18 protein-coding genes and 2 tRNA genes are annotated in these 19948 nt (G+C 51.8%); 3 read left to right on the top strand and 17 right to left on the bottom strand.

Going from position 1 to position 19948, the window contains the following annotated elements:
* Positions 1–197: 197 nt before the first annotated feature.
* The 7 genes from rpsO to C5523_RS03130 all read right to left on the bottom strand — a co-directional run bounded on the left by rpsO (position 198) and on the right by C5523_RS03130 (position 7168).
* Complete coding sequence (gene rpsO, locus C5523_RS03160) at positions 198–467, bottom strand: 30S ribosomal protein S15 (RefSeq protein WP_004385056.1); 270 nt, start codon at positions 465–467, stop codon at positions 198–200.
* A 144-nt stretch (positions 468–611) separates the two neighbouring features.
* Positions 612–1559 (bottom strand): tRNA pseudouridine(55) synthase TruB, encoded by a 948-nt coding sequence (gene truB / locus C5523_RS03155; protein WP_108700570.1) that lies wholly within the window; start codon positions 1557–1559, stop codon positions 612–614.
* On the bottom strand, positions 1559–1963 hold the full coding sequence (gene rbfA, locus C5523_RS03150; RefSeq protein ID WP_039077479.1) for a 30S ribosome-binding factor RbfA: 405 nt from the start codon (positions 1961–1963) through the stop codon (positions 1559–1561). The genes truB and rbfA overlap by 1 nt, the downstream gene beginning before the upstream one ends.
* Before the next feature lie 212 nt (positions 1964–2175).
* Entirely contained in the window at positions 2176–4890 is a 2715-nt protein-coding gene (gene infB, locus C5523_RS03145) for a translation initiation factor IF-2 (protein ID WP_039077478.1), read from the bottom strand.
* A 24-nt stretch (positions 4891–4914) separates the two neighbouring features.
* A complete protein-coding gene (gene nusA / locus C5523_RS03140; RefSeq protein WP_039077477.1) occupies positions 4915–6402 on the bottom strand; it encodes a transcription termination factor NusA in 1488 nt (495 codons plus the stop codon).
* Between the two features lie 28 nt (positions 6403–6430).
* Positions 6431–6883: a ribosome maturation factor RimP gene (gene rimP / locus C5523_RS03135; RefSeq protein ID WP_047373469.1), complete on the bottom strand. Its 453-nt coding sequence runs from the start codon at positions 6881–6883 to the stop codon at positions 6431–6433.
* A 208-nt stretch (positions 6884–7091) separates the two neighbouring features.
* Positions 7092–7168 (bottom strand) — tRNA-Met (locus C5523_RS03130).
* Between the two features lie 379 nt (positions 7169–7547).
* Between C5523_RS03130 and argG the strand changes: the two genes are divergently transcribed.
* Positions 7548–8891 (top strand): argininosuccinate synthase, encoded by a 1344-nt coding sequence (gene argG, locus C5523_RS03125; protein ID WP_039077476.1) that lies wholly within the window; start codon positions 7548–7550, stop codon positions 8889–8891.
* 182 nt (positions 8892–9073) lie between these two features.
* Here the strand turns inward: argG and C5523_RS03120 are convergent.
* The 6 genes from C5523_RS03120 to rlmE all read right to left on the bottom strand — a co-directional run bounded on the left by C5523_RS03120 (position 9074) and on the right by rlmE (position 14632).
* Positions 9074–9160 (bottom strand) — tRNA-Leu (locus C5523_RS03120).
* An 11-nt stretch (positions 9161–9171) separates the two neighbouring features.
* A complete protein-coding gene (gene secG, locus C5523_RS03115) occupies positions 9172–9504 on the bottom strand; it encodes a preprotein translocase subunit SecG (RefSeq protein WP_071194444.1) in 333 nt (110 codons plus the stop codon).
* Positions 9505–9730: 226 nt separating this feature from the next.
* Complete coding sequence (gene glmM, locus C5523_RS03110; RefSeq protein ID WP_039077474.1) at positions 9731–11068, bottom strand: phosphoglucosamine mutase; 1338 nt, start codon at positions 11066–11068, stop codon at positions 9731–9733.
* Positions 11061–11915 (bottom strand): dihydropteroate synthase, encoded by an 855-nt coding sequence (folP, locus tag C5523_RS03105; protein WP_039077473.1) that lies wholly within the window; start codon positions 11913–11915, stop codon positions 11061–11063. The genes glmM and folP overlap by 8 nt, the downstream gene beginning before the upstream one ends.
* A gap of 100 nt (positions 11916–12015) precedes the next feature.
* The gene (ftsH, locus tag C5523_RS03100; RefSeq protein WP_039077472.1) at positions 12016–13947 is read right to left on the bottom strand and encodes an ATP-dependent zinc metalloprotease FtsH; all 1932 of its coding nucleotides are present in this window, start codon (positions 13945–13947) and stop codon (positions 12016–12018) included.
* Between the two features lie 55 nt (positions 13948–14002).
* Positions 14003–14632 (bottom strand): 23S rRNA (uridine(2552)-2'-O)-methyltransferase RlmE, encoded by a 630-nt coding sequence (gene rlmE / locus C5523_RS03095; protein WP_039077471.1) that lies wholly within the window; start codon positions 14630–14632, stop codon positions 14003–14005.
* Between the two features lie 121 nt (positions 14633–14753).
* On the opposite strand from rlmE, the gene yhbY reads away from it, so the two are divergent.
* The gene (gene yhbY / locus C5523_RS03090) at positions 14754–15047 is read left to right on the top strand and encodes a ribosome assembly RNA-binding protein YhbY (RefSeq protein ID WP_039077470.1); all 294 of its coding nucleotides are present in this window, start codon (positions 14754–14756) and stop codon (positions 15045–15047) included.
* Between the two features lie 153 nt (positions 15048–15200).
* Here yhbY and greA read toward each other — a convergent pair whose 3' ends face one another.
* The gene (gene greA, locus C5523_RS03085) at positions 15201–15677 is read right to left on the bottom strand and encodes a transcription elongation factor GreA (RefSeq protein WP_039077469.1); all 477 of its coding nucleotides are present in this window, start codon (positions 15675–15677) and stop codon (positions 15201–15203) included.
* A 249-nt stretch (positions 15678–15926) separates the two neighbouring features.
* Between greA and dacB the strand changes: the two genes are divergently transcribed.
* Positions 15927–17360, top strand: coding sequence for a serine-type D-Ala-D-Ala carboxypeptidase (gene dacB / locus C5523_RS03080; RefSeq protein WP_039077468.1), 1434 nt, complete (start codon positions 15927–15929; stop codon positions 17358–17360).
* Positions 17361–17445: 85 nt separating this feature from the next.
* Here the strand turns inward: dacB and cgtA are convergent, their stop codons facing one another.
* The 3 genes from cgtA to rpmA all read right to left on the bottom strand — a co-directional run bounded on the left by cgtA (position 17446) and on the right by rpmA (position 19946).
* The gene (cgtA, locus tag C5523_RS03075) at positions 17446–18612 is read right to left on the bottom strand and encodes an Obg family GTPase CgtA (protein WP_039077467.1); all 1167 of its coding nucleotides are present in this window, start codon (positions 18610–18612) and stop codon (positions 17446–17448) included.
* Between the two features lie 15 nt (positions 18613–18627).
* On the bottom strand, positions 18628–19593 hold the full coding sequence (locus tag C5523_RS03070; RefSeq protein ID WP_039077466.1) for a DMT family transporter: 966 nt from the start codon (positions 19591–19593) through the stop codon (positions 18628–18630).
* 95 nt (positions 19594–19688) lie between these two features.
* On the bottom strand, positions 19689–19946 hold the full coding sequence (rpmA, locus tag C5523_RS03065) for a 50S ribosomal protein L27 (protein ID WP_003861831.1): 258 nt from the start codon (positions 19944–19946) through the stop codon (positions 19689–19691).
* Positions 19947–19948 lie beyond the last annotated feature (2 nt).

Raw genomic sequence — 19948 nt, 5'->3', positions numbered from 1 at the left:
CGTTTAAACCCGATCTTCCTGCATCCTCGCGACTAATGACAACCCTAACCCCGCTCTCGTGGGTAAAGCCTCTCATTAGCCGCGCGAACCTCTGCAACGAAGATCATTCATAGCAACAATACATTATTGTACTGTTAATTACTGCCGTCTGGTTGAAAAAAGGGGCCTTACGGCCCCTTTCTTGAAACTCGCAAGAATTAGCGACGCAGACCCAGACGCTCGATCAGCGCGGTGTAGCGTGCAACATCTTTACGTTTCAGGTAGTCGAGCAGTTTACGACGCTGAGAAACCATACGCAGCAGACCACGACGGCTGTGGTGATCTTTTTTGTGCTCTGCAAAGTGGCCCTGCAGGTGGTTGATCTGTGCAGTCAGCAGTGCAACCTGAACTTCGGTAGAACCGCTGTCGTTTTCGCCACGACCAAACTCAGAAACGATTTTTGCTTTAGCTTCAACGCTTAGAGACATTTTGTACTCCAGTGATAAAAAAATGAGAGGGTGCCGATCTCTAATTCAGCAACCCCGGAATTAATACCAGATATTGTTAAACAATTGACCCGGCATTAAGCGCCAATATTCTACTCTCAGTGACTGGTTATCGCAAGACGAGGCTTAGACTGGCGGGTACTCAACCACCAGACGACGCGGAGCAACACGCCCTTCGTCATCCATTTCGCCCATACCGATAAATTTCGCCTCTTCACCTTCAGTGACACGCACCAGACCTTCATGCGGCACACCGGTGGTTCGCACAGGATTACCGTTGCGGAAGTAAACCGACGAAATCAACGGAAGGTTAACAACAGGGTAATCAGCTGCCGGGCTATCCATGGGCATTAACAACGAATCGAGTAATTGAGCCGCCGGGATATCACGCTGCTCAGCTTGCGCGACCAGCTCATGCAATTGTTCCAGCGTCACCATTCGCTCAGCAGGATATTTACTCACCGCCAGACGGCGCAGATAAATCACATGTGCGCCACAGCCCAGTTTCTCACCCAGATCGTCAACAATCGTACGAATATAGGTGCCTTTCGAGCAGTGAACTTCCAGTTCCAGTTCATCGCCTTCGTGGCGGATGAACAACAGTTCATACACCGTAATAGGTCGGGCTTCACGTGGAACTTCGATACCCTGGCGCGCGTATTCATACAGCTTTTTGCCCTGATATTTCAGTGCAGAATACATTGAGGGTATTTGTTCGATATCGCCACGAAAGGTCTCCAGCGCGGCGGCCAGTTGCTCAGCGCTAAAATCGACCGGACGCTCTTCGACGATTTGACCATCAGCATCAGAAGTATCGGTGCGCTGGCCCAGCTTCGCAATCACACGGTAACGCTTGTCAGAATCCAGCAGATACTGGGAGAACTTTGTCGCCTCTCCCAGACAAACCGGTAGCATACCTGTTGCCAGAGGATCCAACGCGCCAGTATGCCCGGCGCGATTGGCATTAAAGAGACGTTTAACTTTTTGCAGTACATCATTGCTGGATGCGCCTTGCGGTTTATCCAGCAACAGCACGCCGTGCACATCGCGACCGCGACGACGAGGACGACTCATCAGTCCTCCTTGCTGTCGTCCGTTGGGTTCACACGACGTTCATCGTCATGTTTCACCACGCTGGTGACGAGGTTAGACATACGCATCCCTTCCACCAGTGAGTTGTCGTAGAAGAAAGTCAGTTCTGGCACGATACGCAGGCGCATAGCTTTGCCGAGCAGCGTACGGATGAAACCGGATGCTTCCTGCAGCGCTTTGATGCCCGCTTTAACGGCGGCTTCATCTTTGTCGTTCAGGAAGGTCACAAACACTTTGGCATAGGCCAGATCGCGAGAGACTTCAACGCCCGATACAGTCGTCATCATGCCAACACGCGGGTCTTTAATTTCGCGCTGCAGGATGATGGCGATTTCTTTCTGCATCTCCTGGGCTACGCGCTGTGGGCGACCAAATTCTTTCGCCATAATAAATTCTCCAGACAAAAAAGGGGCTTATAGCCCCTTTTGAAATTCATACCGGGTGGCGCTGCGCTTCCCCGGTCTACGCTAATCAATTTTCTAAGCTTTTGGGATTCCGGCAAGGCGGCACGCTCATCAATCCCCGGGAGCATAGATAACTATGTGACCGGGGTGAGTGAACGTAACCAACACAGTGGCGGCCCAAAAGCCGACGAAAATTAATCGATGCTACGTTGGATCTCGATAATTTCGAACACTTCGATCATATCGCCAACGCGAACGTCGTTGTAGTTCTTAACGCCGATACCACATTCCATGCCGTTACGGACTTCGTTAACGTCATCTTTGAAGCGGCGCAGGGATTCCAGCTCGCCTTCATAGATAACCACGTTGTCACGCAGGACGCGGATTGGGTTATGACGTTTAATCGTGCCTTCGGTAACCATACAGCCCGCGATCGCACCGAATTTCGGTGATTTGAACACGTCACGAACCTCAGCCAGACCAATGATCTGCTGTTTCAGTTCCGGAGACAGCATGCCGCTCATCGCTGCTTTCACTTCGTCGATCAGGTTATAGATGACGGAGTAGTAACGCAGATCCAGACCTTCGGCTTCGATCACGCGGCGCGCAGAGGCGTCGGCACGAACGTTAAAGCCAACCAGAATGGCATTCGAAGCCGTTGCAAGGGTAGCATCGGTTTCGGTGATACCACCAACACCGGAACCTACGATCTTCACTTTCACTTCGTCAGTAGACAGTTTCAGCAGAGAATCGGTGATAGCTTCCACAGAACCCTGAACGTCCGCTTTCAGAACGACGTTCACTTCGTGGACTTCGCCTTCGGTCATGTTGGCGAACATATTTTCCAGTTTGGATTTCTGCTGACGCGCCAGTTTGACTTCGCGGAATTTACCCTGACGATACAGGGCAACTTCACGTGCTTTCTTCTCGTCGCGAACAACCGTCGCTTCATCACCCGCTGCCGGAACACCAGACAGGCCGAGGATTTCAACCGGAATAGACGGACCCGCTTCGCTAACTTCACGACCAAGCTCATCACGCATCGCACGTACGCGGCCATATTCAAAGCCACACAGAACGATATCGCCTTTATGCAGAGTACCTTCGCGTACCAGAACGGAAGCAACCGGACCACGACCTTTATCCAGGAAGGATTCGATCACAACACCGCTCGCCATACCGGTACGGATAGCTTTCAGCTCAAGAACCTCAGCCTGCAGCAGGATAGCGTCGAGCAGCTCGTCGATACCGGTACCCGCTTTTGCAGATACATGAACGAACTGGCTTTCGCCGCCCCACTCTTCCGGCATAATGCCGTACTGGGACAATTCATTCTTAACGCGATCCGGATCCGCTTCTGGCTTATCGATTTTGTTCACTGCAACAACAACCGGTACCTGCGCCGCTTTTGCGTGCTGGATAGCTTCGATTGTTTGCGGCATCACGCCATCGTCAGCAGCCACAACCAGAACCACGATATCCGTTGCCTGCGCACCACGTGCACGCATCGCGGTAAACGCGGCGTGGCCCGGGGTATCCAGGAAGGTGATCATGCCGTTTTCGGTTTCGACGTGGTATGCACCGATGTGCTGGGTAATGCCGCCCGCTTCACCTGAGGCTACTTTCGTTGAACGAATGTAGTCCAGCAGAGAGGTTTTACCGTGGTCAACGTGCCCCATGATGGTCACGACTGGTGCACGCGGTTCAGCCGCAGCACCCGTATCACGGTCGCTCATTACCGCTTCTTCCAGTTCGTTTTCACGACGGAGGATAACTTTGTGGCCCATTTCTTCGGCTACAAGCTGCGCGGTTTCCTGGTCGATAACCTGGTTGATGGTGGCCATTGCGCCCAGTTTCATCATCGCTTTGATGACCTGAGAGCCTTTCACCGCCATTTTGTTAGCCAGCTCGCCAACGGTCAGCGTTTCACCGATCACAACGTCACGGTTAACTGCCTGCGCAGGCTTCTGGAAGCTCTGTTGCAGCGCAGAACCTTTACGCTGTTTGCCGCCTTTACCACCGCGAATGGCCGCACGGGCTTCTTCACGATCGGCTTTGCTTTCGGCATGCTTGTTGCCTTTTTTCGCTGGGCGTGCCGCTTTCGCGTTACGACCACGACCACGACCACCTTCGACTTCACGGTCGCTATCGTCCTCAGCCTGGCGTGCATGGTGAGAAGTGGTTACATGATAGTCGCTGCTTTCTTCTTCTTTATCGCTGCTGGCATTCCAACGGGATTCGTTTTCCTCAGCCATGCGACGAGCTTCTTCCGCTACGCGACGCGCATTTTCTTCCAGCTTACGACGAGCCTCCTCTTCCGCTTTGCGCTTAAGATCTTGCGCTTCAGCTTCACGACGGGCTTTTTCACCCTGGGCTGTCCTGGTCATTTCGTCAGATTGTTGGTTGCTCACTTTGCTATTTTCCGCAGCTTCACGTTTTGCTTTATCAGCAGACTCGCGTTTGGCTTTTTCATCCGCTTCACGCTTCGCTCTTTCTTCGGCATCACGTTTGGCTTTTTCCTCGGCTTCGCGCTTAGCAGCTTCCTCTGCTTCACGACGGGCCTTATCCTCCGCTTCACGCTTCGCCTCTTCTTCCGCTGCGAGACGTTCCGCCTCTTGTGGATCGCGTTTTACAAAGGTGCGTTTTTTACGGACTTCGATCTGCACCGATTTACTTTTCCCACCGGTGCCCTGAATGCTTAATGTGCTACGCGTCTTGCGCTGCAACGTCAGCTTGTCAGGACCTGAGCCGTGTTCACGGTTCAGATGCGCTAACAGCGTCTGTTTTTCTTGTGCCGTCACTGAGTCTTCAGCGGACTTACGGATCCCTGCATCAGCAAATTGCTGTACCAGGCGGTCCACAGAGGTCTGAATCTCAGCGGCCAGCGTTTTTACGGTTACATCTGTCATGCTGTTCCTTCCTGCTACAGTTTATTACGCTTCGCCACCAAACCAGCAAATATTACGTGCGGCCATGATGAGCTCCCCGGCTTTCTCGTCGGTCAAACCGTCGATATCGCTCAGGTCATCTACGCCCTGGTCGGCGAGATCTTCCAGCGTACAAACACCGCGGGCTGCCAGTTTAAACGCCAACGCACGATCCAAACCTTCCAGGTTCAGCAGGTCTTCAGCCGGTTCTTTATTACCGATGCTTTCTTCCTGCGCCAGAGCCAGGGTGGTCAGGGCATTTTTCGCGCGTTCACGCAGGGCTTCAACGGTATCTTCATCCAGACCGTCGATTTCCAGCAGCTCTTTCATTGGCACATAGGCCAGTTCTTCCAGCGTGGAGAAACCTTCTTCAACCAGAACAGTGGCGAAGTCTTCGTCAATGTCGAGGTAGCGAGTGAAGGTGTCGATCGCTGCATGGGCTTCTGCCTGATGCTTCGCCTGCAGGTCTTCAACGGTCATCACGTTGAGTTCCCAGCCGCTCAGCTGTGAAGCCAGACGAACGTTCTGGCCATTACGGCCAATCGCCTGAGCCAGGTTACCGGCTTCAACGGCGATATCCATGGTGTGCTTGTCTTCATCAACAACGATAGAAGCCACATCAGCAGGTGCCATGGCGTTAATAACGAACTGCGCCGGGTTATCATCCCACAGGACGATATCGATTCGCTCGCCGCCCAGTTCGGTTGATACTGCCTGAACACGTGCGCCACGCATCCCTACACACGCACCGACCGGGTCGATACGTTTGTCGTTGGTTTTCACAGCAATTTTTGCACGAGAACCAGGATCGCGAGCAGCCGCTTTGATTTCGATAACTTCTTCGCCGATTTCCGGTACTTCAATGCGGAACAGTTCGATCAGCATCTCAGGTTTGGAACGCGTCACGAACAACTGCGCGCCACGCGCTTCGGGACGTACAGCATAGAGCACACCGCGAATACGGTCGCCCGGACGGAAGTTTTCACGCGGCAGCATGTCTTCACGCAGAATGACTGCTTCGGCATTGCTACCCAGATCAAGCGTGATGTTGTCGCGGTTCACTTTCTTCACCACACCCGTGATGATCTCGCCTTCATGCTCACGGAACTGGTCAACAACCATTGCACGTTCAGCTTCGCGCACTTTCTGCACGATAACCTGTTTTGCCGTTTGGGTGGTAATACGGTCAAAGGTGACAGATTCAATCTGGTCTTCAACAAAATCACCAACATTCATGCTTTCGTCTTCGAAGCGAGCCGCTTCCAGCGTAATTTCGCGCGTCGGCTGGGTAACTTCTTCGACCACAACCCAACGGCGGAACGTATCGAAATCACCGCTCTTACGATCGATCTCTACGCGGACATCAATCTCTTGCTCGTATTTTTTCTTGGTTGCTGTAGCCAGAGCACTTTCCAGCGCTTCGAAGATTTTTTCACGCGGCAGCGCTTTTTCGTTAGAAACAGCTTCAACAACAGCCAAAATTTCTTTATTCATCGGGGGCCTTTCACCTCAATCCAGACTGTTAAAAGTGGGGGACCAGGTTCGCTTTCTGAATGTTGCTCAATGCGAACACTTCATCTTTACCTTCGACCGTAACGGTGATCATCTCGCCATCGACACCTTTGATAACGCCTTGCCATTTGCGACGGTTCTGTACCGCCATACGCAAGACCAGCGACACCTCTTCACCCGTAAAACGCGCGTAGTGTTCCGCTGTAAATAAGGGACGATCAAGGCCTGGTGAGGACACTTCCAGGTTATAAGCAACGGTAATAGGATCTTCAACATCCATCACCGCGCTGACCTGGTGGCTGACATCGGCACAATCATCAACATTGATGCCATCTTCACTATCAATATAGATGCGCAGTGTAGATGTGCGACCACGCACAAATTCAATACCAACCAGCTCGTAGCCCAGTGCTTCAACCGGTGCTGTGATCATCTCTGTTAATTTTTGCTCTAATGTGGACAAGCCCACCCCCAAGACATAAAAAAAGGGCGTAAAGCCCAGTTATTCCGTAGTCAGATAACAAAAAACCCCGATAAATCGGGGCTTTAAATAACTGAACCCTATAGCCGCAACTGCGGCCTGGAGAACCTTCCGGGAGTATTTTTTTCAAATCCAGCGACGAAGGCGTTAAGTCTTCATAGTATATTTGAAAAAGAACACTTAGGGAAAGTGGTTGCGGGGGCCGGATTTGAACCGACGACCTTCGGGTTATGAGCCCGACGAGCTACCAGGCTGCTCCACCCCGCGCCTGAAACGTGGCAAATTCTACTCGGTTAGCAGAAGATTTGCAAATAATGCTGGGATTTGGTACCGAAGACGGGACGTATAATCTGCGTACATTATATTGATAAACATAACTATCTGTCAACCCTGACAGGTTTGCCTTTTATGCGCCCGGACTTGTACTATCATGCGCAATGGCGGATGCATTTTCAGAGGGCATTATCAGCCATTATTGCGATGAAAATTGCACTCTTCTCTTCCTGTCATCGCCAAAAGATGTTTAAATGAAAACTCATTTATTTTGCATAACCATTCATTATCGCAACAACAGTGAATGGTATTAAACATCATGGCGTGGCTGTTAAGTCTCTCACCATAGGTATATTAAGCAGGGATTTATTTTATGACGACGATTCTCAAGCATCTTCCGGTTGGTCAACGTATTGGTATCGCCTTCTCCGGGGGCCTGGATACCAGCGCGGCATTGCTGTGGATGCGCAAAAAAGGTGCCGTTCCTTACGCATACACTGCGAATCTGGGTCAACCGGACGAGGACGACTATGACGCAATTCCTCGTCGTGCAAAGGAATATGGCGCGGAGAATGCCCGCCTGATCGACTGCCGTAAGCAACTGGTTGCCGAAGGCATTGCCGCAATTCAGTGCGGCGCGTTTCATAACACAACAGGCGGCCTGACCTACTTCAACACCACCCCGCTCGGTCGTGCGGTAACCGGTACCATGCTCGTTGCAGCAATGAAAGAAGATGGCGTTAACATCTGGGGCGATGGCAGTACCTATAAAGGTAATGATATTGAGCGTTTCTATCGTTATGGCCTGTTGACCAACGCCGAGCTGAAAATCTATAAGCCGTGGCTGGATACCGATTTTATTGATGAGCTGGGCGGCCGTCAGGAAATGTCCGAATTCATGATCGCCTGTGGTTTCGACTACAAAATGTCCGTGGAAAAAGCGTATTCCACCGACTCGAACATGCTCGGCGCAACGCATGAAGCGAAGGACCTCGAATTCCTGAACTCCAGTGTGAAGATCGTAAACCCGATTATGGGCGTTAAGTTCTGGGATGAAAATGTAAAAATCCCGGCAGAAGAAGTGACCGTACGTTTTGAGCAAGGCCATCCGGTTGCCCTGAACGGTAAAACGTTTAGCGATGACGTTGAGCTAATGATGGAAGCTAACCGGATCGGTGGCCGTCACGGTCTGGGCATGAGCGACCAGATTGAAAACCGTATCATCGAAGCGAAAAGCCGCGGCATCTATGAAGCGCCGGGGATGGCGTTGCTGCATATCGCCTATGAGCGTCTGCTGACCGGTATTCACAACGAAGACACTATTGAGCAGTATCATGCGCATGGCCGTCAGTTGGGTCGCTTGCTGTATCAGGGCCGCTGGTTCGACTCTCAGGCACTGATGCTGCGTGATGGTCTGCAACGCTGGGTGGCGAGCCAGATTACGGGTGAAGTGACGCTGGAACTGCGTCGCGGTAACGACTACTCCATCCTGAATACTGTGTCTGATAACCTGACTTATAAGCCAGAACGTCTGACCATGGAGAAAGGCGATTCCGTATTCTCTCCGGATGATCGTATTGGTCAGTTGACGATGCGTAACCTGGACATTACCGATACACGTGAAAAACTGTTCGGTTATGCGCAGTCCGGTCTTCTTTCCGCCTCTTCTGCGACAGGTCTGCCGCAGGTAGAAAATCTGGAAAACAAAGCTAAATAAGCGCTGATCAAAAATGAGAAAAGCCGCGAAAGCGGCTTTTTTTATGCCATACATTTATGCAGTAACATCACGCCGTGGAGACGATAGCCATCAACCCATATCCGAGTCACATACATTCAGGCGCATGGCCTTTTCTAGAGACGAAAAAAAAGACGCTTATTAGCGTCTTCTTTTCGGAATATTGGTACCGAGGATGGGACTCGAACCCACAAGCCCGTTAGGGCACTACCACCTCAAGGTAGCGTGTCTACCAATTCCACCACCTCGGTACGACGACTTCTTATTTCGGGATATCGCTGCTCGGCTGCGCCGGAGCTGCTGGCTGAGTCTGCTCAGTTTGAGCCGGAGCACTCAGTCTTTCCCATTCACTTCCTTTATTGGTTTTGTTGGTATTAATGTTACCCAGCACCAGACTGATGATGAAGAACAGTGTCGCCAACACAGCGGTCATACGGGTCATGAAGTTACCAGAACCACTTGAACCGAACAACGTTGCAGAAGCGCCTGCGCCAAATGAGGCTCCCATATCAGCGCCTTTACCTTGCTGCAGCATGATTAAACCAACAAGGCCAATTGCCACAATAAGGAAAACAACTAAAAGAGCTTCGTACATAATCAACCTGTTCCTTGCGGGGTTGCCGCATGCCAATGCTTCAAACCAATAAAAGTGGGGTTGTTAATGTTTCCCACTGAAGCGGGTGTGAATACTAACCAAAGCGAATCACCTTCGCAAGGCCATTTTAATCGCATTTTATCAAGTGAGGAAAAAAACAGCAAAAACGGGGATGTCGCGCATTAAAAAGGCAGCAAACGCCGCCTTTTTAGACACTTAATGACCGTTAAACCGCTTTAACCGCATCGGCGATACGGTTGGCAAATGCGACAACGTGCTCTTCAACCTCGCCTTCCACCATGACGCGAATCAGTGGTTCAGTACCGGATTTACGCAACAGCACACGGCCACGATTCCCCAGTGCCGCTTCAACCTCAGCGGTCACGCTTTTAACCTGCTCATCTTCAAGCGGATCAATATCACTGGAGGTGTAACGCACATTCACCAGTACCTGAGGGAACATTGTCATCCCGCTGCACAAATCATGCAGGCTCATATGATTACGCACCATCGCCGCCACAACCTGCAAGCCCGCGACAATGCCATCGCCTGTCGTGGTTTTGTCCAGCAGAATGACGTGGCCCGAGTTCTCCGCACCAAGGCGCCAGCCTTTCTCCTGCAATTTCTCCAGCACATAGCGGTCACCCACTTTCGCACGTGCAAACGGAATGCCGAGCTGTTTGAGCGCCAGCTCCAGCCCCATATTGCTCATCAGTGTACCGACAGCACCGCCGCGCAGTTGGCCCTGACGCAGGGCTTCGCGAGCGATGATATAGAGAATTTGGTCACCATCGACTTTGTTGCCTTCGTGGTCAACCATGATCACACGGTCACCGTCGCCATCAAAAGCGATACCTAAATCTGCTTTTTCACTCAGAACGCGTTGCTGCAATGCCCGGACATCCGTTGCGCCGCAGTTTTCATTGATGTTGACGCCATCAGGCTCGCAACCCATTGCGATCACTTTCGCACCCAGCTCACGGAAGACACTCGGGGCAATGTGGTAGGTAGCGCCATTCGCGCAGTCCACAACGATTTTAAGCGTGTTCAGGCTGAGCTCATTCGGGAATGTGGCTTTGCAAAATTCGATATAGCGGCCAGCGGCATCCACGATACGGCTGGCTTTCCCCAGCTCTGCTGAATCCACGCAGGTCAGCTCTTTTTCCATCTCAGCTTCAATGGCTTCCTCTACCGCGTCCGGCAGCTTGGTACCGTCGATAGAAAAGAACTTAATGCCGTTGTCATAAAAAGGGTTATGTGATGCGGAGATGACAATACCCGCTTCCGCACGAAACGTACGGGTCAGGTATGCCACTGCGGGAGTGGGCATCGGCCCGGTAAAAGAGGCAGATAACCCCGCAGCAGCGAGACCCGCTTCGAGTGCGGATTCCAGCATATAGCCGGAAATTCGGGTGTCTTTGCCAATAATAATTTTGCGTGAGCCATGACGGGCCAGCACCTTACCAGCCGCCCAGCCCAGCTTAAGCACAAAGTCAGGGGTAATTGGCGCATCACCAACGCGACCACGGATGCCATCGGTGCCAAAATATTTACGATTACTCATAGCGTTTGTTTTCCTTCGCTGACGCTGACAGTGTGGCTTCCACCACCCGCATGGCTTCAACCGTTTCTTTTACATCGTGGACACGAATAATGTGCGCACCTTGCATGGCGGCAATCACCGCACATGCCAGGCTACCACTCAACCTTTCGTTCGGGCCAACATTCAGTAACTGGCCAACCATCGATTTACGCGACATTCCTACCAACAGGGGCAGATTAAAATGATGAAACTCCGCCAGGCGGGCGAGGAGCGCGTAGTTGTGTGAGAGATTTTTACCGAAACCAAATCCAGGGTCGAGTAACAATTTCTCTTTTGAGATACCTGCCCGCTCGCACCGGGCAATATGATTTATAAAGAAGCTATTCACATCCGTAAATACGTCATCATACTTAGGCGCTTCCTGCATCGTTTTTGGCTGGCCCTGCATATGCATCAGGCAAACAGGCAAACCTGTTTCTGCAGCGGCCTCCAGCGCGCCAGGTTCAGTCAGCGAACGGATATCATTGATGATATGCGCCCCTACTCTTGCCGACTCACGGATAACGTCGGGTTTAGAGGTATCGACAGAAATCCACACTTCAAAGCGCTGCGCTATCGCTTCGACAACCGGAATAACGCGCTCCAGCTCTTCCTCTACACTGACCTCTGCCGCCCCCGGACGCGTAGATTCGCCACCGACATCCACAATCGTTGCGCCAGCATTAATCATCAGATTGGCATGCCTGACCGCCTCGACCAACGTGTTATGCGTTCCGCCATCGGAAAAAGAATCCGGCGTTACATTGAGAATTCCCATCACATGCGGATGAGAAAGATCGAGGGTGGTGCCCTGGGCATGCAATTTCATGACGTAAAACCTTTTTGAATATTTGGTTGTGCAAAAAAGAAAAACCCCGGAGCAAGCCCCAGGGTTTCAGCAAAAGAACACATTATCGACAATAAAAAACTTACTTGTCGCCCAACTGTTCAGACATCGTGTTACCCGGGTTCGGCGTACGCGGTTCATCTACCGGACGCGGTGCACGCGGAGTGCCATTGCTGTCAGAATTGTTGGTGCCTGGTTCTTCCCAGCCAGCAGGCGGGCGAACATCACGGCGAGCCATCAGATCATCAATCTGCGGCGCGTCGATGGTCTCATATTTCATGAGCGCATCTTTCATCGCGTGCAGGATGTCCATGTTTTCATTCAGGAGCTGACGCGCACGATTGTAATTACGTTCAATCAGCGATTTCACTTCCTGGTCGATGATACGCGCGGTCTCATCGGACATATGTTTGGCTTTCGCGACGCTACGGCCGAGGAATACTTCACCCTCTTCTTCGGCGTACAGCAACGGACCGAGTTTGTCAGAGAAGCCCCACTGCGTCACCATGTTGCGCGCCAGGTTGGTCGCGACTTTGATGTCGTTCGACGCGCCGGTAGAAACATGTTCAACGCCGTAGATGATCTCTTCCGCCAGACGGCCGCCGTACAGCGTGGAGATCTGGCTTTCCAGCTTCTGACGGCTGGCGCTGATTGCGTCACCTTCAGGCAGGAAGAAGGTCACACCCAGCGCACGGCCGCGCGGAATAATCGTCACTTTATGCACCGGATCGTGTTCCGGCACCAGACGACCAATAATCGCATGGCCCGCCTCGTGGTAAGCGGTAGATTCTTTCTGCGCTTCCGTCATCACCATGGAGCGGCGTTCCGCACCCATCATGATTTTGTCTTTCGCTTTTTCGAACTCAACCATTGAAACGACGCGCTTGTTGCCACGAGCAGCAAACAGCGCTGCCTCATTCACCAGGTTCGCCAGATCCGCACCGGAGAAGCCAGGCGTACCACGCGCGATAATTGCCGCATCAATATCCGGAGAGAGCGGTACGCGACGCATATGCACTTTCAGGATTTGCTCACGACCGCGAACATCCGGCAGACCCACAACGACCTGGCGGTCAAAGCGGCCCGGACGCAACAGCGCAGGGTCAAGAACGTCCGGACGGTTAGTCGCAGCAATAACGATGATACCTTCGTTACCTTCGAAACCATCCATCTCAACCAGCATCTGGTTAAGCGTCTGCTCGCGTTCATCGTGACCACCGCCTAAGCCAGCGCCACGCTGGCGACCGACGGCGTCGATTTCATCGATGAAGATAATGCATGGTGCTGCTTTTTTGGCTTGTTCGAACATGTCACGCACACGGGATGCACCGACACCAACGAACATTTCCACAAAGTCAGAACCAGAAATGGTAAAGAATGGAACCTTCGCTTCACCCGCGATAGCTTTTGCGAGCAGCGTTTTACCGGTACCCGGAGGGCCGACCATCAGAACGCCTTTCGGGATTTTACCGCCCAGTTTCTGGAAGCGGCTCGGCTCACGCAGGTACTCAACCAGTTCACCCACTTCTTCTTTCGCTTCGTCACAGCCTGCGACATCGGCAAAAGTGGTTTTGATCTGGTCTTCCGTCAACATTCGCGCTTTGCTTTTACCGAACGACATGGCGCCTTTGCCACCGCCGCCCTGCATTTGGCGCATAAAGAATATCCAGACCCCAATCAGCAACAGCATCGGGAACCAGGAAATAAAGATCGAAGCCAGCAGGCTCGGTTCTTCCGGCGGCTCGCCAACCACTTTGACATTTTTAGTCAGCAGGTTATCAAGCAGTTTCGGATCGTTCACCGGGATGTAAGTCGTGTAACGGTTACTATCTTTCTTGGTAACGTTGATCTCACGTCCGTTGATACGCGCTTCGCGAACCTGGTCCTGGTTGACCTCCTGCAGGAAGGTAGAATAATCCACCTTACGGCCATTAGACTCGCTGGGCCCAAAGCTCTGGAATACTGACATCAGCACAACGGCAATGACCAGCCAGAGTATTAGGTTTTTCGCCATGTCACTCAAGGGATTAACCTCATATTACAACTGTGTTAAAAACAGCGTCAGGTTACTATAGTTTTCGCCCGGTCGCTACAATGTACACTTCTCGTGAACGGGCACGGGAAGAGTCCGGCTTACGAACTTTCACTTTCGTAAACAGAGAGCGAATTTCCCTAAGGTACTCATCGAAACCTTCGCCCTGAAAGACTTTCACAACAAAACCACCACCAGGCGCTAACACATCCCGGCACATCTGCAGCGCCAGTTCCACCAGGTACATAGAGCGGGGAATATCAACTGCTGGGGTTCCGCTCATGTTTGGTGCCATATCTGACATGACAACTTGTACTTTACTGTCCCCGACTCGATCCAGTAATGCTTTCAGGACTAATTCATCACGAAAGTCACCCTGAAGAAAGTCCACACCAACGATTGGATCCATAGGTAAAAGATCACACGCGATGATACGGCCTGTGCCCCCGATTTGCGTGACCGCATATTGCGACCAGCCACCAGGAGCAGCACCGAGATCGACAACCGTCATTCCCGGCTTAAAAAGTTTGTCACTTTGCTGTATTTCATCAAGTTTAAACCAGGCACGGGAACGCAACCCTTTTTTCTGCGCCTGTTGAACATATTTATCGCTAAAGTGTTCCTGTAGCCAGCGACTCGAGCTGGCAGAACGCTTCTTACCTGTCATTTCACATTCCGTCTGGGTTCATCGTATACAGCAACGTAAAATTACACGCGGCGATTTGGTGATATATGGGAGATGGCGGTAGAATGACCCGTTTTCAATCCCAACGTAAGCAAAATATACGATGAATCTGAGTACTAAACAAAAACAGCACCTGAAAGGTCTGGCACATCCGCTCAAGCCTGTAGTTATGCTTGGCAATAATGGTTTGACCGAAGGGGTACTGGCCGAGATCGAACAAGCGTTAGAGCACCATGAACTTATCAAGGTCAAAATCGCTACCGAAGACCGCGAGACTAAAACCTTGATCGTGGAAGCTATTGTACGCGAAACCGGCGCCTGTAACGTACAGGTCATCGGTAAAACGCTGGTGCTTTATCGTCCTGCTAAAGAGCGCAAAATCTCGCTGCCGCGCTAAGAATATCCTTAATTGAACACAAAATCTGTGTAAAACGAGGGGTTTTCGCTAACAGACGAGCAAAATGCCATGCTCACTGAGTTGTTAAAAGGCCGCAATGCGGCCTTTTTCTTTTCTTTACAATACGTCAACAACTGCGGTTAACGAAATTATTCACAGGTATTCCACTTTGATAATTTCGAATTCGACATCACCGCCCGGGGTACGAATGACAACGACATCGTCTTGTTCTTTACCGATCAGGCCACGCGCGATCGGTGAATTTACGGAGATCAGATTCTGCTTAAAGTCAGCTTCGTCGTCACCCACGATGCGATAAGTCTGCTCTTCCTCGGTATCCAGATTAAGCACACTTACCGTACTGCCAAAAATCACACGCCCATTGTTCGGCATTTTAGTGATATCGATAACCTGTGCGTTGGACAGTTTCGCTTCGATATCTTTGATACGCCCTTCGCAGAAGCCTTGCTGTTCGCGGGCCGCATGGTATTCCGCATTTTCTTTCAGGTCACCATGCTCACGCGCTTCCGCGATCGCGGCAATAATCTCAGGACGGCGCACAGATTTCAAAAAATCCAGCTCTTCGCGCAGTTTTTCGGCACCACGTAAGGTCATCGGAATAGCTTGCATTTGTTATACCTCTTAAACATTCCTGTAAGGAGCAGTCTCCCGCCCCGGCTGCTATGTCTGCCCGGATTCAGGCGCATAACCCCCGACCAGAAGCAAAAGAAAACTGACCCGGAGACAAAGCCCCAGGTCAGCAGTAATTTTTCAATTTGATACGCATTTTACCCGGAAGTTCACTATGGGTCATCGTTTACTTTCCGGGTCGATGCGCCGTAGTATGACGGTTTGTTTCCAGGTTGTTAGCGCGAGATTATGCGATTTTCCAGATTTTTCATCGGATTGACCACAAGTATAGCCCTGAATGCCCAGGCCGCGAATGTCGACGAGTACATTAACCAATTACCGGACGGCGCGAACCTTGCCCTCATGGTGCAAAAGGTAGGTGCACAAGAACCGGACATCGATTATCACGGCAAGCAAATGGCTTTACCGGCGAGTACGCAAAAAGTCATTACCGCGCTGGCTGCTTTATTACAGCTTGGCCCTGATTTCCGTTTCACCACCACGCTGGAGAGTAAAGGTACGGTTACCGATGGTGTATTGAAAGGGGACTTAGTAGCGAGATTTGGCGGCGATCCGACGTTAAAACGTCAGAATATCCGCAATATGGTCGCTATCCTGAAAAAATCCGGTGTGCAAAAAATCGAGGGTAATGTTCTCATCGATACATCGATTTTTGCCAGCCATGACAAAGCCCCCGGCTGGCCCTGGAACGACATGACCCAGTGTTTCAGCGCCCCACCCGCCGCCGCTATTGTCGACCGCAACTGTTTCTCTGTTTCGTTATACAGCGCGCAGAAACCCGGAGACCTCGCCTATATCCGCGTCGCATCGTACTACCCCGTGAACATGTTCAGCCAGGTTCGTACACTGGCACGCGGCTCATCCGAAGGGCAATACTGCGAACTGGATGTTGTACCAGGCGATTTAAACCGCTTCACGCTCACCGGCTGCCTGCCACAACGTACTGACCCGCTTCCGCTGGCTTTTGCTATTCAGGACGGCGCCAGTTATGCGGGGGCCATAATCAAGGCAGAACTCAAAGATGCAGGCATTACCTATACGGGGACCCTGCTGCGCCAGACCCAAGTCAACGAACCTGGTACAGTTATCGCCAGCACGCAATCAGCCCCTTTGCACGATTTGCTGAAAATCATGCTGAAAAAATCGGACAATATGATTGCCGATACCGTTTTCCGCATGATTGGTCATGCCCACTTTGGCGTACCGGGAACCTGGCGCGCTGGTTCTGATGCTGTTCGTCAAATTCTGCGTCAGCAAGCCGGTGTGGATATCGGAAACACGATCATTGCGGATGGCTCCGGCCTGTCGCGCCATAATCTGATTGCCCCTGCCACTATGATGCAGGTACTCCAGTATATTGCCCAGCATGACAGCGAGCTTAACTACATCTCTATGCTACCGCTTGCGGGCTATGATGGCTCATTGCAGTATCGCGCGGGCCTGCATGAGGCTGGTGTGGACGGCAAGGTTTCCGCTAAAACAGGTTCACTGCAAGGCGTTTACAATCTGGCAGGCTTTATTACTACCGCCAGTGGGCAGCGAATGGCCTTCGTGCAATATCTGTCAGGTTATGCGGTAGAACCCGCCGATCAGCGTAACCGCCGTATTCCACTGGTTCGCTTTGAAAGCCGTCTGTACAAAGATATCTACCAGAACAATTAATAAAAAAGCCGGGTAGCGTTAACGCTTTCCCGGCTCAGAGTGCCTGTAACCCCGTCAGGCTTGCGCCTGTGGGGAAGTAGCAGAATCAATGCTTATAGATGAACTCAACGCCTTCTTCGTCATCTTCGTCCCAGTCATCATCGTCCAGGTCGTCTTCTTCATTTTCTTCAAGCTGCTGACGGTGGTAATCGTCCCACATAAACTCGACTTTCTCTGGCTGCTTCTCTTCCTGCGCCTGAGTGATCGGATTTTCGATGATAAAGGTCATCACATCCCAGCAGAGATCCTTAACACCTTGCTGGCTGGCCGCAGAGATAAGGTAATATTTATCTTCCCAGCCCAATGCTTCGGCGATCTCTTTGGCTTTGGCTTCTGCTGTGGCTTTGTCCATCAGGTCAATTTTATTGAAGACCAGCCAACGCGGTTTAGCCGCCAGTTTTTCGCTGTATTTTTCCAGCTCGCCAATGATGATCCGCGCGTTATCAACCGGATCAGAGCCATCAATCGGATCGATATCGATCAGATGCAGCAATACGCGGCAGCGCTCAAGATGCTTGAGGAAGCGAATGCCCAGACCGGCACCTTCGGATGCCCCTTCAATCAGCCCCGGGATGTCCGCGACAACAAAGCTTTTTTCGTTATCCATACGCACGACGCCAAGGCTTGGCACCAGCGTGGTAAACGGATAGTCAGCCACTTTAGGTTTTGCCGCAGAGACCGCACGGATGAAAGTCGATTTGCCCGCATTCGGCATACCCAGCATCCCCACATCCGCCAGCAACATCAGCTCCAGCATGAGGTCGCGTTTATCACCCGGCGTACCCATCGTCTTCTGACGCGGCGTACGGTTAACGGATGATTTGAAACGGGTATTACCCAGACCGTGCCAGCCGCCTTTCGCCACCATCAGACGCTGACCGTGTTTGGTCATATCGCCCATGGTTTCGCCAGTGCCCTGGTCAATCACACGCGTGCCCACGGGTACTTTCACCGTCACATCTTTACCGCGTTTACCCGTGCAGTCACGGCTTTGACCGTTCTGCCCACGTTCAGCGCGAAAAGATTTTTCAAAGCGGTAGTCAATCAGGGTGTTCAGGTTCTCGTCTGCTTCCAGCCAGACGTCGCCACCATCACCACCGTCACCGCCATCCGGGCCACCGTTAGGAATGTATTTTTCGCGACGGAAGCTCACACAACCGTTACCACCGTCACCCGCCACGACCAGGATGACCGCTTCATCAACAAACTTCATTTTACTCTCCGTAACTCATTCGCCTGAGCGGGGCAAAGTGACAATCACTTCGCGCTTGCGCCAGCGTCCCCAAAGACGATGGCCAATGGCGGAATACATTGCTCCCGCAACCACGACAAACGCACCGAGATAACCGATAAGGTTTAACATCGGTCTGGCGAAAACATCGGGCCAGGCCATTGATAATAAATCTGAAAAAAACAGCGTAAACAGCGGCGTCAGGGTGATGAGCGCGCTTACCTGCGCGGCCTGCCAGCGCGCCATTGCTTCCGCCAGCGCGCCATAGCCAACCAGTGTATTCAGGCCACAAAAAAACAGACACGCAAGTTGCCAGTTGCTGAGCTGGGAAATCACTCCGGGCCTGGCTAACGGCAGTAACGCTATCGTACATAAAGTGTACAGCAAAAAGAGTATCTGTTGTGAAGCCAGACGCCTCAATAATACTTTTTGCGCGACACCATAACTGACCCAAACCGTTGCCGCCCCGACACCGAAAATAACGCCCCAGGTGTAGTCAGTCAGTTTGGTAAAAATCTCTATCAGGCTGGTATTGAAAAACATGACCAGACCGCAAAGCAACATAATTGCGCCTATCACCTGCGTCCCGCGCATCTTCTCTTTCAGGATAAAGACGCTGGCTACCATCATGCCGACCGGTGAAAGCTGACCAATCACCTGGGACGCCGTGGGGCTAAGATATTGCAGGGAAGAACTAAACAGGATGAAGTTACCGAACAGACCGCCCGTCGCAATAGCCAGCATTACCAGCCAGCGCGGCTTACGAAAGATACGCAGCGGTGGAAGCTTGCCTTTAACGGCCAGAATGGCCCCCAGGCCAATGCTCGCCATTAGAAAGCGATAAAACACCACCGTCGGGGGTTCCATCACTGTCAGCACCTGTTTCATTGCAATTGGCAGTGCACCCCAACACATTGCGGTGGTGAGCGCCAAAAGAATACCAATGCCAGCCTGCTGCTTCATGCCCGTTTTCCCTACAGAAACTTTTCCGGACTTCTAATGTAAAAAGCCCCGCAACGTGTTGCGGGGCTTTCATCCGTTACCGGACCACGAAAAACTTACTCAGCAACGATGCTGATGTATTTACGGTTGTTCGGGCCTTTAACTTCAAATTTCACTTTACCGTCTGCTTTAGCAAACAGAGTGTGGTCACGACCGCAACCTACGTTAGTACCAGCGTGGAATTTGGTGCCACGTTGACGAACGATGATGCTACCCGCCAGAACGGATTCGCCACCGAAACGCTTAACGCCGAGGCGTTTAGCTTCTGAATCGCGACCGTTACGAGTTGAGCCGCCAGCCTTTTTATGTGCCATTT

It is taken from the genome of Phytobacter sp. SCO41 (assembly GCF_003073275.1).
GTDB classification, from domain to species: Bacteria; Pseudomonadota; Gammaproteobacteria; order Enterobacterales; family Enterobacteriaceae; genus Phytobacter; species Phytobacter diazotrophicus.
Note: the sequence above shows the minus strand (reverse complement) of the source record. Positions and strands in the feature narration are given on the sequence as shown.